Annotated in this window: 15 protein-coding genes; 10 read left to right on the plus strand and 5 right to left on the minus strand. The window is 69.1% G+C overall.

Features of this window, described 5'->3' with window-relative positions:
- Positions 1 to 8 precede the first annotated feature (8 nt).
- Positions 9 to 1,190 carry an adenylyltransferase/sulfurtransferase MoeZ gene (gene moeZ / locus LCN96_RS49215; RefSeq protein ID WP_225269287.1) on the minus strand — a complete coding sequence of 394 codons (1,182 nt, stop codon included), beginning with the start codon at positions 1,188 to 1,190 and terminating at the stop codon, positions 9 to 11.
- Between the two features lie 44 nt (positions 1,191 to 1,234).
- Positions 1,235 to 2,131: an alpha/beta fold hydrolase gene (locus LCN96_RS49220; protein ID WP_225269288.1), complete on the minus strand. Its 897-nt coding sequence runs from the start codon at positions 2,129 to 2,131 to the stop codon at positions 1,235 to 1,237.
- A gap of 148 nt (positions 2,132 to 2,279) precedes the next feature.
- Here LCN96_RS49220 and LCN96_RS49225 point away from each other — a divergent pair, with 148 nt between their 5' ends.
- The 3 genes from LCN96_RS49225 (at position 2,280) to LCN96_RS49235 (ending at position 4,174) form a co-directional block, all read left to right on the plus strand.
- Positions 2,280 to 2,588 carry a hypothetical protein gene (locus LCN96_RS49225; protein ID WP_225269289.1) on the plus strand — a complete coding sequence of 103 codons (309 nt, stop codon included), beginning with the start codon at positions 2,280 to 2,282 and terminating at the stop codon, positions 2,586 to 2,588.
- Between the two features lie 584 nt (positions 2,589 to 3,172).
- Positions 3,173 to 3,511, plus strand: coding sequence for a hypothetical protein (locus LCN96_RS49230; RefSeq protein WP_225269290.1), 339 nt, complete (start codon positions 3,173 to 3,175; stop codon positions 3,509 to 3,511).
- 342 nt (positions 3,512 to 3,853) lie between these two features.
- Positions 3,854 to 4,174 (plus strand): hypothetical protein, encoded by a 321-nt coding sequence (locus LCN96_RS49235; protein WP_225269291.1) that lies wholly within the window; start codon positions 3,854 to 3,856, stop codon positions 4,172 to 4,174.
- Positions 4,175 to 5,037: 863 nt separating this feature from the next.
- On the opposite strand, the gene LCN96_RS49240 is transcribed toward LCN96_RS49235, so the two are convergent.
- Complete coding sequence (locus LCN96_RS49240) at positions 5,038 to 5,352, minus strand: hypothetical protein (RefSeq protein WP_225269292.1); 315 nt, start codon at positions 5,350 to 5,352, stop codon at positions 5,038 to 5,040.
- A 268-nt stretch (positions 5,353 to 5,620) separates the two neighbouring features.
- Here LCN96_RS49240 and LCN96_RS49245 point away from each other — a divergent pair, with 268 nt between their 5' ends.
- Complete coding sequence (locus LCN96_RS49245) at positions 5,621 to 6,421, plus strand: hypothetical protein (RefSeq protein WP_225269293.1); 801 nt, start codon at positions 5,621 to 5,623, stop codon at positions 6,419 to 6,421.
- An 11-nt stretch (positions 6,422 to 6,432) separates the two neighbouring features.
- On the opposite strand, the gene ku is transcribed toward LCN96_RS49245, so the two are convergent.
- Positions 6,433 to 7,344: a non-homologous end joining protein Ku gene (ku, locus tag LCN96_RS49250; RefSeq protein WP_225269294.1), complete on the minus strand. Its 912-nt coding sequence runs from the start codon at positions 7,342 to 7,344 to the stop codon at positions 6,433 to 6,435.
- A 61-nt stretch (positions 7,345 to 7,405) separates the two neighbouring features.
- On the opposite strand from ku, the gene ligD (LCN96_RS49255) reads away from it, so the two are divergent.
- The 5 genes from ligD (LCN96_RS49255) to LCN96_RS49275 all read left to right on the plus strand — a co-directional run bounded on the left by ligD (LCN96_RS49255) (position 7,406) and on the right by LCN96_RS49275 (position 10,552).
- Entirely contained in the window at positions 7,406 to 8,308 is a 903-nt protein-coding gene (gene ligD, locus LCN96_RS49255) for a non-homologous end-joining DNA ligase (RefSeq protein ID WP_225269295.1), read from the plus strand.
- A complete protein-coding gene (gene ligD / locus LCN96_RS49260) occupies positions 8,305 to 9,177 on the plus strand; it encodes a non-homologous end-joining DNA ligase (protein ID WP_225269296.1) in 873 nt (290 codons plus the stop codon). The genes ligD (LCN96_RS49255) and ligD (LCN96_RS49260) overlap by 4 nt, the downstream gene beginning before the upstream one ends.
- Before the next feature lie 44 nt (positions 9,178 to 9,221).
- Positions 9,222 to 9,428, plus strand: a complete 207-nt coding sequence (locus LCN96_RS49265) for a hypothetical protein (RefSeq protein ID WP_225269297.1) — start codon at positions 9,222 to 9,224, stop codon at positions 9,426 to 9,428.
- 180 nt (positions 9,429 to 9,608) lie between these two features.
- Complete coding sequence (locus LCN96_RS49270; RefSeq protein ID WP_185100948.1) at positions 9,609 to 10,229, plus strand: TetR/AcrR family transcriptional regulator; 621 nt, start codon at positions 9,609 to 9,611, stop codon at positions 10,227 to 10,229.
- Between the two features lie 89 nt (positions 10,230 to 10,318).
- Positions 10,319 to 10,552: a DUF3107 domain-containing protein gene (locus LCN96_RS49275; protein WP_080045270.1), complete on the plus strand. Its 234-nt coding sequence runs from the start codon at positions 10,319 to 10,321 to the stop codon at positions 10,550 to 10,552.
- Positions 10,553 to 10,844: 292 nt separating this feature from the next.
- Here the strand turns inward: LCN96_RS49275 and LCN96_RS49280 are convergent, their stop codons facing one another.
- Positions 10,845 to 11,486, minus strand: coding sequence for a ferritin-like fold-containing protein (locus LCN96_RS49280; RefSeq protein WP_225269298.1), 642 nt, complete (start codon positions 11,484 to 11,486; stop codon positions 10,845 to 10,847).
- A 351-nt stretch (positions 11,487 to 11,837) separates the two neighbouring features.
- On the opposite strand from LCN96_RS49280, the gene LCN96_RS57270 reads away from it, so the two are divergent.
- Positions 11,838 to 13,841, plus strand: coding sequence for a DEAD/DEAH box helicase (locus tag LCN96_RS57270; protein ID WP_311132118.1), 2,004 nt, complete (start codon positions 11,838 to 11,840; stop codon positions 13,839 to 13,841).
- The last annotated feature ends 117 nt before the right edge of the window (positions 13,842 to 13,958 follow it).

Raw genomic sequence — 13,958 nt, forward strand, 5'->3', positions numbered from 1 at the left:
CAAACCCCTTAATAGCTGGGCAGGCTGGGGTCGACGGTCTTGACCCAGCTCAGCACGCCGCCGCCGACGTGCACGGCGTCGGCGAAGCCCGCGCTCTTGACGACCGCGAGCGCCTCGGCGGAGCGCGCACCGGACTTGCAGTGCAGCACGATCTTCTTGTCCTGCGGCAGCTTCTCCAGGGCGGAGCCATTGAGGAACTCGCCCTTCGGGATCAGCGTGGCGCCGGGAATCGAGACGATCTCGTACTCGTTGGGCTCGCGGACGTCCACGACGTAGATGTTCTCGCCGCGGTCCATCATGCCCTTGAGCTCCAGCGCGGTGATCGTGGAGCCGCTGGCGGCCTCGGCGGCCTCGTCGGAGATCGCGCCGCAGAACGCCTCGTAGTCCTCGAGCAGCTCGGTGACCGTCGGGTTCTTGCCGCACAGCACGCACTCGGGGTCCTTGCGGACCTTGACGTCGCGGTACTTCATCTCCAGGGCGTCGTAGATCATCAGGCGGCCGACCAGCGGGTCACCGATGCCGGTGAGCAGCTTGATGGCCTCGTTCACCTGGATCGAGCCGATCGAGGCGCACAGCACGCCGAGCACGCCGCCCTCGGCGCACGACGGCACCATGCCGGGAGGCGGGGGCTCCGGGTAGAGGCAGCGGTAGCAGGGGCCGTGCTCGGCCCAGAACACGCTCGCCTGGCCGTCGAAGCGGTAGATCGAACCCCAGACGTACGGCTTGCCGAGCAGCACCGCCGCGTCGTTCACCATGTAACGCGTGGCGAAGTTGTCCGTGCCGTCGACGATGAGGTCGTAGCCGGAGAAGATCTCCATCACGTTCTCGGTGGTCAGCGCCGTGTTGTGGATCACGACGTCGACCAGCGGGTTGATCTCGCGGACCGACGCCGCGGCGCTCTCGGCCTTCAGCCTGCCCACGTCGGACTGGCCGTGAATGATCTGGCGCTGCAGGTTGGACTCATCGACCACGTCGAAGTCGATGATGCCGAGGGTGCCGACGCCCGCCGCCGCGAGGTACATCAGCGCGGGCGAGCCCAGGCCCCCGGCGCCCACACACAGCACCTTGGCGTTCTTCAGCCGCTTCTGCCCCGCCATGCCCACGTCGGGAATGATCAGGTGGCGTGAGTAGCGGCGCACTTCGTCGACGGTCAGCTCATCGGCCGGCTCGACCAGCGGTGGCAACGACACTTTTCTACGCTCCCGTTTCAGGGGGTCTCATCTCACAGTGAAACCTAGCTGGGCAGTGGGGCATTCCCCAATCGAGTCTCACCGATCAGACGGCGTGCTTCGGCCGCCACGACCTGGGGCATCTCCATCATCGCCACGTGTCCGGCCGTCGGCAGCAGGACCAGTCTCACCTGCCGGAACGTACGGTACGCCTTCCTGGCCATGGCCGGGCGGACCAGGCGGTCGTGGCGTCCGTGAATGATCAGGGTGCGCGCCCGCACCTTCGCCGCCTGCTCCCAGAGTGTCTGCTTGCGCCGGAAGTACTCGGCCACGATGCCCCGGGCCGAGCGGATCATGGCCTCGCCTGCGTACGGGAGGTCGTCGCGGCGGCGCTGCTCCTCGATGGCGTCGCGCAGGCGTACGGGGTGCACGGAGTCCATGTTCGCCCAGACCACGGCCATGGAGGCGGTGATGCGCTGCTCGGCGGGGATCAGGCGCAGCCGGGAGGCCACCCACTCGCCCAGGACGGGCACGGCGGCCGCGGCCACGCGCAGCGGGCCGTACCTCGGCAGCAGGTCGGGCAGTGCCGGGGAGATGAGCGTGAGTGACCGGACCAGCTCGGGACAGGTGGCGGCGACCTTGACGGCGATGGCGCCGCCGAGCGAGTTGCCGAACAGGTGCGCCGGGCCCGTGTGCTCCAGCAGCCCGATCACGGCCCTTGAGTGGCCCTCCACCGAGTAGTCGCCGTCGGCGGGCGCGGGCGAGAACCCGGCGCCGGGCAGGTCGATGGCGTGGCCGGTGACGGTGTCCTTGAGCTCGCCCATGAGATCGGTCCAGTTGGTGGCGGAGCCCGCCAGCCCGTGCACGAACACCGCCTGGTCGGCGGGGCCGTCCGGGGTGGAACGAACGTGCACCGAGCCGATCGTCCTCCCTGGCCAGTGCGGGATCGGCTCCCCGGTCATCTCGTCTCCTCCTCCATCGCTTTCTTCCCGATCCATCAACGATAACCATCGGCCCCAGAGGGGGTCTGGATTCCGTACAGAGGGTTATTTACCGGAGTTTTCAGGCAGCACGGGATATACGTCTCAAACGAGTACAGGGGGTATCGCCATGCTCACGACCCGTATCGCCGGCGGCCTCCTGGCCGCGGCGCTCGCCGCGGCCGGGCTGATCGCGACCGCTCCCGCTCCCGCCTCGGCTGACGCCCGGCCGGGGTGCACGTATCGCGTCGTGCGGGTGAAGACCCGACTCAACATCAGGACGGAGCCGCAGGGGCGCGTCGTGGACAAGCTGTATCCGGGGGATCGCACCTGGGGCAGTTGCAGGAAGTCCGGGGCGTGGCGGCGGGTCCACGGGACGGAGATCGGCCGTGGCGGGTTCGCCTTCGCGCACTACCTCAAGAAGATCGGCAGGCGATGACGCCCGGAGTCGGCATATGACACCCCAAGAGTGGGACAAAAGGCTTTCTTGATCGTTTAACGTCATCACCCTGGGAAATCAACAGGGCACCTAGCGTGACAACTCCGCTCTTCCGCCGACCGAGGCGGCGAGCCGGCAATTCGTCACCGACGGAAATCACCGCGATGCGGCTCGGGAGCGTCGGCCCTTTTCTGTGATGGCCGCAGCATTTCGCGCGGAAATTCCAGGCGGCTCATTCCGCCCTGCCATTTCCACGCCGGGACACCGCGCCACCGCATGCGCATCGCACCGCCGACACCACCCTGGGCAGCACCCGGATACGGCCGGCGAGCCGGTCATGACCACCCGCGCTCGCCACTCCAAATGCGACACAATCGGACATATCCTCTCATTTCATTTGATAAATGTTTAATGCGAGCAATAAGATTGTTAATGCAGAGCAAAATGGAGTCGTATCTGTTTGCCCGCGCACCGCCCCGGAAATGACTTTCGGTGGATGAGCCTTCAGCAGCCGTCCAAGATCTGTTTCCTGGCAATCCGGAAACGCCGAGAACGGGGCAATCGATCCTTTAGGGGGAAACACAATGCCCAAGCTCAAGAGTGTTATCGCAGGCCTCGCCATCAGCACGGCGCTGACCGGCGGCATGGTGGGCGCGGGCGCGGCGACGACCGCGGCCAGCGCGACCACCCAGTTCAGCACCGGCACGTCCCTTCGCACGGACGACGGCTGGGGCTGGGGCCGTCGTCATCACCACCACCACCGTCACCACAACCACCGCTGCGGCCGGGGTCACCACCACGGCGGCGGCTGGGGCTGGGGCTGGGGCGGCCGGCGTCACCACCGCGGCCACGTCTGCATCGTCATCCGCAACGACAACCACAACGACAACGGCCCTCGGCACCACGAGGACCGGCGCTGGTAATTAACCGTGCGTCAATGGCGCAAGGAGTTCTCGGGGGCGGCCTGATTTTCCGTCGCGGCTGGGCCTGAGGTTCATTTCTCCTCGTCTCCACGGCAACCTTGGTGAGGGCTCTCCCGGCATCGTCCGGGGGGCCCTCGCTGCGTCTTTCTCCCGGCTCGCTCGCGGGCCGGGATTTCGACGTCCGCCGGTGGGGCCGGGGCCTGTCTTATGCGCCGACCTAGTATCGGGAAAAAACGGACAATTCCGGTTTGTCGCCCTTTAGGGAGGAAATATGCACTGTGCGGATGACTTGCTACTCGTTATCCGTAACGGGGCAATCGAATCCTTTAGGGGGAAAACGCAATGCCCAAGCTCAAAAGTGTCATCGCAGGCCTCGCCATCAGCACCGCGCTGACCGGCGGCGTGGTGAGCGCGGGAGCGGCCACCACCGCTGCCAGCGCAGACGCCGCCACACAGGTCAGCACCGGCACATCCACCCTGACCGGGAACCACTGCGGTTGGGGCTGGCGTCGCAGCCGCTGCGGCGGAGGCTGGGGATGGGGCTGGAACCGCGGTAAGCGGTGGGGCCACCGCCACCACGGCCACGGCCGCATCAGGATCGTCATCGTCAACAGGAACTACAACAACAACGGTCACCATCACCGTGATCGCGATCGGTGGTAGAACCTCTGGCTGACGAGCCCGCCGTTGGGCGATGAGCTCGGGCCGTAGCTAGGCGAGTGCCCGTGGTCGCCGGGGAGCGGCATCCGTCCTCTTGTCGAGAACGGAGGTCGTACCGGGGGACACGGGCACTTCGCATGCCCGCCCACTTCCGACCCCGCACTCTTCGACCCCCGCGCTCGCCGGCTCCCACGGATTTGGATCCCGCTCTCCGCCCCCCGCATTCCTTGCCCCAGCGCTCTCCGCCCCCCGCATTCCTTGCCCCAGCGCTCTCCGCTCCCCGCGCTCCTTGCCCCAGCGCTCTCCGGCCCTCGCCCTCTCCGGCCCCGGCGCTGCCCCGCCCTCGCGCTCTGCCGCCTTCGCGCTCTGCCGCCCTCGCGCTCTTCCGCCTCCGCCCCTCCCGTCACCGCATTTTCACGCCCGCCCCAGCCACCACGCGCCAGAGCGCCGTCCGGCAACACGCCCACCGCGCACGATGCACCCACGCCGCCACTGAGCCGCCCGCCACGCCGCGACCGCCATGCCATGCCGCAGTTCCCGCAGCCTGCGACACGCCCACGCCAACTCGCCGCACCGCCGGGCACCGCACGGCACCACGCCACCTGCGCCGGCTACCTCGCCTCGCCTCGCCGCACCCACGCACCGCCCTGCCCACGCCACCGGCCTGCCCACGCCGCGCCCCACGTCACTCCGCCGCGCCCACCACGCGGCCGCCCCGCCCCGGATCCCAGCGCATGCCGCCCCTTTACCCACCACTCAAAAGTCAGCAACGACACAACGAGGGCTCCCCGGAACAAAACCGGAGAGCCCTCGCCGAAAGCGCCATGAGACGAGGAGAAATCCTGCGCCATCAACGCCCGGTCATATCAGTCCGTCCTGGTGTCGTCGGTGTGACGACGCTCCGACCGCGGCTCGTGGTGGTGGTTGCGGTTGTAGTTCCTGTTGTAGACCTTGATCTTCACCCGCATACGCTGGTGGTGGTGACGCCGGTTACCCCAGCCCCAGCCACAGCGGCGCCAGCCCCAACCGCAGTGGTTCCCGGCAAGGACGGAGGCACCGGTGCTGACCTGGGTGGCGGCGTCGGCGCTGGCCGCGGTCGTGGCGGCACCCGCACTCACCACACCACCCGTCAGGGCCGTGCTGATGGCGAGACCGGCGATAACACTTTTGAGCTTGGGCATTGCGTTTTCCCCCTAAAGGATCGATTGCCCCGTTCTCGCGTTTCCGGATTACCCGAAAACAGCTCCCGGATGGCCCCTGAGGGCTCATCCACAATGTGTCATTTCCGGCGGATGGACGGACAAACAGGCACGACTCCATTTTGCACTGCATTAACAATCTTATTGCTCGCATTAAAGATTTATCCAATGAAAAAACACCACTTATCCGCATATGTCCCATTCGGCCGCCACCCCTGCGACACCGGACCCCTGGCTACGATGCACGATCATGGGGACGGACCGGGTGCCTGCGGCCGTGCGTGATCACGCCGATCCCGCCGACCTCGCCCTCCTGGTACGCGCCCACGCCCACCTGTCCCACACCCTCGGCCTCACCCTCCGCACCGACCCCCCACCGGACAAGCTCGACCCCGCCACAGCCCTGCACCGGTGGCAACACCTCGACACCCGCCTGCGCACCCTGCTGACCCTCGCCCCGGAGACCTCCCACCCCAGCCACCGAGTGGCCGTCATCGGCGCCAACCGCCTCTTCCCGCCCGAATGGCGCCAGGCGGCCTGGACGACGCTCCTCCCCGACGACCTCACCGAATGGTCATCCCGCTGGCGCCGCTGGTACGCCGCCATCACCACCGGCCGGTTCCACCACTACCTGGCCCGCCTCCGTACCTGGGACACCGCCCACGACCTCGCCGCAGCCCAAGCCGACCTCACAGCCGCGGCACACGCCACCGAGGCCCGTACGAACGCCTGGACCCGCGAACCGGCCTTCATCCAGGCCCGCCACCTCGTACACACCCTCCCCCCGCCCCCATCACCCCCCGCACCGGGCCCACCCCCGGCCGACGACGCGCCGCCCCCCGGGCAACGAACGGACGAAGAGGCCGTAGCCGGGCACCTGGCGCTGCTGCGGCAAACGGCACGCGAGTTCAGCCGCACAGTGCCGGCCCCGTTCAAGCGCACGATCCGCCCGCCACAGGGCCACCCCTTACCGGACCCGTGGCTGGAGAGCTTCTTCGACTGGCTGGAGCCCGTCGTACGCTCCCGCCACGCCCTCTACCTTTGGGCCTGACCAGGCAAGCCTCAGGCGGACTTGCGAGTCTTCCGCTTGGGCGCGGCCTTCTCCTCGTCCTTGGAGTCCTTGGAGGAGTCCCTGGAGTCCTTGGAATCCTTGGCCGCCGTCTTCCCCGCCGCCTTCTTGGGCCTGGCAGGCTCGCCACCGCGCTCCCGCTTGGCCGCCTCCACGCTCGCCCGCAGCGCCGCCATGAGGTCCACCGCCGGACCGGCCTCTTCCTCCTCGCGGGCCGGGATGACCTCCTTGCCCGCCACCTTGGCCTCGATCACCTGCTGCAGCGCCTCGCGGTAGGTGTCGTGGTACTCGGCGGGGTCGAAGTCGGACTCCATGGTGGTGATCAGCGACTCGGCCATCTTGAGCTCCTGGGCGCGGACCTCGATGTCCTCCTCCAGGAAGGCGAAGTCGGGCGTGCGGATCTCGTCCGGCCAGAGCATGGTCTCCAGGACGAACACGCCGTCCCTGACCCGCAGCGTGGCCAGCGACTCGCGTTGCCGCAGCGCCACCTTGACCACCGCGACCTGCCCCGAGCTCTCCAGCGCGTTGCGCAGCAGCACGTACGGCTTGGCGCCCTGCGCGTCGGGCTCCAGGTAGTACGACTTGGCGAAGTAGATGGGGTCGATCTGCTCGGCAGGGGCGAACTGCAGCACGTCGATCCGCCGGGAGGTGCTCAGCGGCAGGTCCTCGAAGTCCTCGTCGGTGAGCACCACCATCTCGCCCGAGGCCAGCTCGTAGCCCTTGGCGATGTCGGCGTAGGCGACCTCCTCGCCGTCCTGGGTGCACACCCGCTTGTAGCGGATCCGGCCGCCGTCCTCGCGGTGGACCTGGTGGAACGTCACGTCCTTCTGCTCGGTCGCGGAGTAGAGCTTGACCGGGATCGTGACCAGCCCGAAGGAGATCGCACCTTTCCAGATGCTGCGCATGGGGCACCCCTCAGCTCTCAACCAGCCCGGCAATGGGCACATACCCGTCATGGGGCAACCAATGCCATACCCGATCGAACCGATGCTGGCCGTACCTGGGGAACTACCGTCCGATCGGGAGCTGTACGGCTTGGAGGTCAAGTGGGACGGCATCCGTGCCCTCCTCCATCTTGACGGCGGGATGAGGGTGACGGGGAGGCACGGAGCCGAATACACGCGGAGGTATCCGGAAATTTCCGGGTTCGGGCTGAAGAACGCGGTCATAGACGGGGAGGTCGTGGCACTCGACGAGCACGGCAGGCCCAGCTTCGAACGGCTCCAGCGGCGCATGCACCTCACCGACCCCGAGCCGATCTTCCTGGAGCTGTACCCGATCACGTACCTGCCGTTCGACCTGCTCTTCCTCGACGGCACCCCGCTGTTCGACCTGTCCTACCGCGACCGCAGGGCGCTGCTGGACGAGCTGGACATCGGCGCGCCCCCGTACTTCCCCGGCGAGTCGGACCTGCTCTCGGCCACGCACGAGCAGGGACTCGAAGGCGTGATCGCCAAGCGGCTCGACTCCCCCTACCGCTCGGGCGTCCGGTCCCCCTGGTGGATCAAGGTCAAGAACCTGGCCACGCGGGAGGTCGTCATCGGGGGCTGGAAACCCGGCAAGGGGCGGCGGGCGGGCGGGGTCGGCTCGCTGGTCATGGGCGTGTTCACGGGCTCGGGGCTGACGTACGTCGGCCACGTCGGCACGGGCTTCACCGACGCGGTGCTGGACGAGCTGTACCAGCTGCTGCGCCCTCTGGAGATCCCGCGCAGCCCGTTCTGCAACGACGTCCCGTGGAGGAATCGGTGGGTTAGGCCCGATCTGGTCGGGGAGGTGGCCTACACGATGTGGACCGACGAGCAACGGCTGCGGCACCCCGTGTGGCGCGGTCTGCGCCCCGACAAGCTCCCCGCGGAGGTGACGCGATGAAAGTGCCGGTCAAGGTGGACGGGCGCGAGCTCACCCTGAGCAACCTGGACAAGGTCCTCTACCCCGACTACGGCTTCACCAAGGCCGAGGTCATCGACTACTACAGCCGCATCGCGCCCGTCCTGCTGCCTCACCTGCGGGGGCGTCCCCTGACCGTCAAGCGTTACCCGAACGGCGTGACCGGCCAGTCCTTCTTCGAGAAGAACGCCCCCGAGCACACCCCCGGCTGGGTCAGGCGGGTCACCCTGCCCGCCCCCGGCAGCACCAAGAACCGCGAGACCATCGACTTCGCCGTCGTGGAGGACCTGCCCACGCTCGTCTACTACGCGAACCTGGCCGCCCTGGAGCTGCACGTGCCGCAGTGGCGCGTGGACGAGGACGGCCAGGCGCTGCCGCCGGACACGCTCGTGTTCGACCTCGATCCTGGGCCGCCCGCGACGATCGTCGAGTGCACCCGCGTGGCCGTCCTGCTGCGGGACGTGCTCAAGCAGGAGGGCCTGAAGGCCCTGCCGAAGACCAGCGGGAGCAAGGGCATGCAGCTGTACGCGGACTGGGACTGCCGCGAGGAGCCCTCCGTGTACGCCAAGAGGCTGGCCCAGCTCCTGGAGAAGGAGCATCCCGGCCAGATCGTCAGCGTGATGACGAAGAAGCTGCGCCCTGGCAAGGTGTTCATCGACTGGAGCCAGAACAACCCGGCCAAGACCACCGTCGCCCCGTATTCCCTGCGGGCCAGGGAGCAGCCGACGGTCTCGACCCCGCTGACGTGGAAGGAGGTCGAGAGCTGTGAACACCCCGAGGACCTCGTGTTCACCGCGCCCGACGCCCTGGCCAGAGTGGAGAAGCGCGGCGACCTTTTCGGCCGGGCGTAGGCTGGGTTCGTCCGCACCGAGAGGGGGACCTGAACATGTCGGAGATGGACATACGCGGGGACGAAGGCCCGTTCGCCGACGACGAGGGGGAGAGGTCGATCGAGACGCCCGAGGCCGACGCGGCCGAGCAGCAGCGCGAGGTGCTCCAGAGCGTGGGGCGGCTGCGCCGCGAGCTGCCTCTGGACGTCGATCCGGCCGACGCGGCCGACCAGGACCGGGTGGTGGATCTCGACGACGACGACTACCGCTGAGCCTGCCCGGCGCCGGTCCGGTGCCGGGCCAGGCCATGCCGACCTGCGCAGAGGCAACCCTTAGTCGGCGACTGCCGCCGCCACGTAACCTACTCACACGTAGGATTGCCGCTGCGTGCACCGCACAGCCACCGCTGGGCGCGAACGCAAGGCCCGCCTGAGAGAGCAATGGAGACCCGCGTGACCGCAACCCCGGACGCCAAGCCCCGGGGCACCCGGCTGCCCCGACTGGCCCGACGCCGGCAGCTCCTGAGCGCCGCGCAGGAAGTGTTCGTGGAGAACGGCTATCACGCGGCCGCCATGGACGAGATCGCCGAGCGGGCCGGGGTCAGCAAGCCGGTGCTCTACCAGCACTTCCCGGGCAAGCTGGAGCTCTATCTGGCGCTGCTCGACCTGCACGTCGACGACATGGTCAACCGCTGTCGCGAGGCGCTGGCCTCGACCCACGAGAACAAGCTGCGCGTGCAGGCCACCTTCAGCGCGTTCTTCGACTTCGTCTCCTCCCAGGGGGAGGCGTTCCGCCTGGTGTTCGAGTCCGACCTGCGTAACGTCGCGCCGGTGCGGCAGCGGGTGGAGCGCTCGCTGCGCGAGTGCGCCGAGATGGTCAGCGAGCTCATCCAGGAGGACACCGGGTGCACCAGTGACGAGGCGCACCTGCTCGGGGTCGGGCTGGTCGGCATGGCCGAGGTGAGTGCCCGCTACTGGGTCACCACGCAGGGCTCGATCCCGAAGGACGCGGCCGAGCAGCTGATGGCCCGGCTGGCGTGGCGGGGCATCAGCGGTTTTCCGCGTACGGCATAACCCGTTCGCTGGGCGCGATCATTCGCCCCGTTGCGACGTCCGACCGGGGACGATGGGGAGTGAGCCAGCCCGTCGACTAGGGAGCCACCATGGAAGTCAAGATCGGCGTACGCTCCGTACACCGCGAACTCGTTGTCGAGACCGACCTCAGCGCCGAGCAGGTCGAAGAGGAGATCAGAAACGCCCTGTCGGTCGATCGCGGCGGCGTGTTCGCGATCACCGATGTGAAGGGCAGGCGGGTCGTGGTGCCGGTGGCCGCGCTCGGGTTCGTCGAGATCGGCGAGGACGAGGCCAGGCCGGTCGGGTTCGGCGGCACGCTCTAGAGCTCAGCCGGGCGGGGGGTACGGCTGCCGCGTCGTACCCTTCACGAGCCCGCCCTCCCGGGTCAGGGGCGAGATCTCACCAGGTGGCAGCCGCGGGGCCGCCGCGGCCGGTGCACGGCGTCACACCTCGGGTCGGAGGCCGGGCAGCGTGCGCTCTCCCTCCGCAGCACGGCCCGGGTGGTCCAGCGATTCGGTCCACATCTGGTCAAGGAACTGCCGTAGCGGCGCGAGGCCCTCATGTCGGCACGCTACAACCGTTCCGTGCCCGCGCGCCGCCCGATGGCCGGACCGGTCAGATGCCCATCGCGGCCATGCGCTTGTTGTGCGCCTCGGTCAGCTTGGCGAACAGGCGGGAGATGTCCGCGTGGCCCTCGTGCGACTCGATCAGCAGCAGCGCCAGCTCCGGCCGCGCCGAGGCCACCTGCTGGCCCTGGCTGAGCGCCTCCCCCACCAGCCGCCGCGCCCACAGCGCCAGCCGCCCGGCCGCCGCCGGCTCGGCCTCGATCCCGGCCCTGACCCGCTCGACGGCGAACTGCGAACGCTCCTCGTCCACCAGCACCTCGTCCACCAGCTTGACGATCGACGGGTCCAGCAGCCTGGCCGCCTCCCGGTAGAAGTCGAGCGCGATGCCGTCACCCACGTACGTCTTGACCAGCGCCTGGAGCCAGTCGGTCGGCTTCGTCTGCGTGTGCCAGGCGTCCAGCGCGGCCACGAACGGCGACATCGCCTCGTCGGGATCGGCGCCCAGCTCGGCCAGCCGGTCGCGCAGGAGGCGGAAATGGGCGTACTCGGTGACGGCCAGCTCGCTCAGGGCCGCCCTGTCGGCCAGGGAGGGCGCCAGCGTGGCCGCGTCCTCCGTCATGCGCGCGTACGCGCTGAGCTCCGCGTAGGCCAGCACACCGAGCAGGTCGACGACTCCAGGAGACTCCTTCATGACAGGCAGCGTACTTCGCGGAAACTTCGGGAACATACGCAAGCTCGGTCAGCGTTGTGGTATCGAGTACACTGCTCTGTGAAAGTGCGACCGCACTGTGTTAATTCGGGGGAATCCCCCGATTACCCCCCGATTCCCCGGGTGCGCGGTCGCTGATGACGCGAGAGGGCTGGCTCTACCGCGAGGACCCACGAAACGGGGGCGTTTTCCGCCCGTCGGTCCCGGCAGGCCCGCCTTCATTTGAGACTGAGGCAGGCCACGCTGACGACTTTCCGAGACCTCGGAGTCACACCAGAGATCGCCGATGCCCTCGAGACCGAGGGTATCGTCACACCGTTCCCCATCCAGGAGATGGCGCTCCCGCTCGCGCTGAGCGGCCAGGACCTGATCGGCCAGGCGCGCACGGGCACGGGCAAGACCTACGCGTTCGGCATCGCCATGCTGCAGAGCATCGGCAAGCCGCGCAAGAACCGTAAGAAGCCCCGCGGGCTGGTCGTCGTGCCGACCCGCGAGCTGGCCACGCAGGTCAGCGAGGACCTCGTGACCGCGGCGGGCAAGCTCGGCTCGCGGGTCCTCACCGTGTACGGCGGGCGCGCGTACGAACCGCAGGTCGAGGCGCTCAAGGCCGGGGTCGACGTCATCGTCGGCACCCCGGGCCGCCTGCTCGACCTGGTCAAGCAGAAGCACCTCGACCTGAGCCAGATCACCACGCTCGTGCTCGACGAGGCCGACAGGATGCTCGACCTGGGCTTCCTGCCCGACATCGAGCGGATCTTCAGGCTGATCCCCGAGCAGCGGCAGACGATGTTGTTCTCGGCGACCATGCCGGGCGAGATCGTCGCGCTGTCGCGCAAGTACCTCAACCGGCCGACGCACGTCCGCGCCGAGCACGAGAGCGGCGAGGGCGAGACCACGCCGCAGGTGCGCCAGATCGTGTGGCGCACCCACCGCATGGACAAGATCGAGATCCTCGGCCGGCTGCTGCAGGCCGACGGCCGCGGGCTCACCATGGTCTTCTGCGAGACCAAGCGGGCCTGCGACATGGTCGCCGAGCAGCTCGACACGCGCGGCTTCGCCGTCGCGGCCGTGCACGGCGACCTCGGGCAGGGCCAGCGCGAGCAGGCGCTGCGGGCCTTCCGCAACGGCAAGATCGACGTGCTGGTGGCCACCGACGTGGCCGCCCGCGGCATCGACATCGACGACGTCACCCACGTGGTCAACTACGACTGCCCCACCGACGACAAGACCTACGTGCACCGCATCGGCCGCACCGGCCGGGCCGGGCGCACGGGCATCTCGGTCACGTTCGTGGAGTGGGAGGAGCTGACCCGCTGGAAGATGATCAACCAGATGCTCGGGCTCGACTTCGCCGAGCCGGAGGAGACCTACTCCACCTCGCCGCACGTCTACTCCGAGCTGAGCATCCCCGAGGGCACCAAGGGCGTGCTGCCGCACGCCGCGCGTTCGCGCGCGGGCCTGTCGGCGGAGCGCATCGAGGACCTCGGCGAGACCGGCCGCACCCGCACGCGTGGCGGGCGACGCCGTGACGAGCGCGAGGAGCGCCCTGCCCGCACGCCCCGCCAGCGCCGCCGCACCCGCGGCGGGAAGGAGCTGGCGGAGTCCGCATCTGCCGAGAGGCCGGAGGTCGAGCTCGTGGATACCCAGACGGAGGAGACTCCGGCGATCTTCACTACGGACGAGATCCAGGCGGCCGAGTCCCGGCGCACCCGCACCCGGAGGGGCGCCGCCTCCTCGGCCATCGAGCAGGCACTCGCCGACGCCCCCGAGGCGCCGGTCAAGCGCACCCGCTCGCGGCGGGCCGAGGCTTCGCTGGAGGAGGGCGCCGAGACCGGGGCCACCACGCGTACCCGTACGCGGCGGGCCGCGGCTTCCGTCGTCACGGAGGCCGAGTCGATCGGCGAGTCGACCGGCGAGTCGACCGGGGCGGACGCCGGGGTGGACGCCGGTGAGGAGGCAGCGCCGGTGAAGCGCACGCGTACGACGCGCAGGGCCGCGGCGCCTGCCGAGGTGGAGAGCGTCGAGACGGTCGTGAAGCCGTCCGCCGCGCCTGCCGTGCCCGCTTTCGAGCGTCAGACCGCGCCGGCCGCTCAGCCGGTCGCCCAGCCCGCCGCTCAGCCGGTGCCCGAGCCGAGCTTCCTCGCGACGCCGCCTCCGCCGGTGCGCAGGGAGCCGGAGCGGATCATCCCGCCCAGCCCGTTCACGGTGATCTTCCAGTCACCGGACCTGGCCACGGACGACGACGACATCGCGCCGTCGGCGGCCACCGAGCGCAAGCAGCAGCGCCGGCAGCCCCGTGGTGGCGGGGGTGGCGGCAACCGCCGCCGCACCGGCTGATCGTCTGCCGGGCGTAGGCACGTCCTGAGGCGCGCACCCATGCCAGGGTGCGCGCCTTTCGCATGCCCGCCGCAGGCCGGCGCCACGGCGTCAGGTCGGCGGCGTGCGTGCTGCGCC

It is taken from the genome of Nonomuraea gerenzanensis, assembly GCF_020215645.1.
Classification (GTDB): domain Bacteria; phylum Actinomycetota; class Actinomycetes; order Streptosporangiales; family Streptosporangiaceae; genus Nonomuraea; species Nonomuraea gerenzanensis.

Excerpts from the sequence above, each read along its gene's own strand:
- LCN96_RS49220 (WP_225269288.1), bottom strand. The coding sequence starts at position 2,131 with ATGACCGGGGAGCCGATCCCGCACTGGCCAGGGAGGACGATCGGCTCG.
- LCN96_RS49225 (WP_225269289.1), top strand. The coding sequence starts at position 2,280 with ATGCTCACGACCCGTATCGCCGGCGGCCTCCTGGCCGCGGCGCTCGCC.
- LCN96_RS49230 (WP_225269290.1), top strand. The coding sequence starts at position 3,173 with ATGCCCAAGCTCAAGAGTGTTATCGCAGGCCTCGCCATCAGCACGGCG.
- LCN96_RS49235 (WP_225269291.1), top strand. The coding sequence starts at position 3,854 with ATGCCCAAGCTCAAAAGTGTCATCGCAGGCCTCGCCATCAGCACCGCG.
- LCN96_RS49240 (WP_225269292.1), bottom strand. The coding sequence starts at position 5,352 with ATGCCCAAGCTCAAAAGTGTTATCGCCGGTCTCGCCATCAGCACGGCC.
- LCN96_RS49245 (WP_225269293.1), top strand. The coding sequence starts at position 5,621 with ATGGGGACGGACCGGGTGCCTGCGGCCGTGCGTGATCACGCCGATCCC.
- ku (WP_225269294.1), bottom strand. The coding sequence starts at position 7,344 with ATGCGCAGCATCTGGAAAGGTGCGATCTCCTTCGGGCTGGTCACGATC.
- ligD (WP_225269295.1), top strand. The coding sequence starts at position 7,406 with ATGCCATACCCGATCGAACCGATGCTGGCCGTACCTGGGGAACTACCG.
- ligD (WP_225269296.1), top strand. The coding sequence starts at position 8,305 with ATGAAAGTGCCGGTCAAGGTGGACGGGCGCGAGCTCACCCTGAGCAAC.
- LCN96_RS49265 (WP_225269297.1), top strand. The coding sequence starts at position 9,222 with ATGGACATACGCGGGGACGAAGGCCCGTTCGCCGACGACGAGGGGGAG.
- LCN96_RS49275 (WP_080045270.1), top strand. The coding sequence starts at position 10,319 with ATGGAAGTCAAGATCGGCGTACGCTCCGTACACCGCGAACTCGTTGTC.
- LCN96_RS49280 (WP_225269298.1), bottom strand. The coding sequence starts at position 11,486 with ATGAAGGAGTCTCCTGGAGTCGTCGACCTGCTCGGTGTGCTGGCCTAC.
- LCN96_RS57270 (WP_311132118.1), top strand. The coding sequence starts at position 11,838 with ATGGCGCTCCCGCTCGCGCTGAGCGGCCAGGACCTGATCGGCCAGGCG.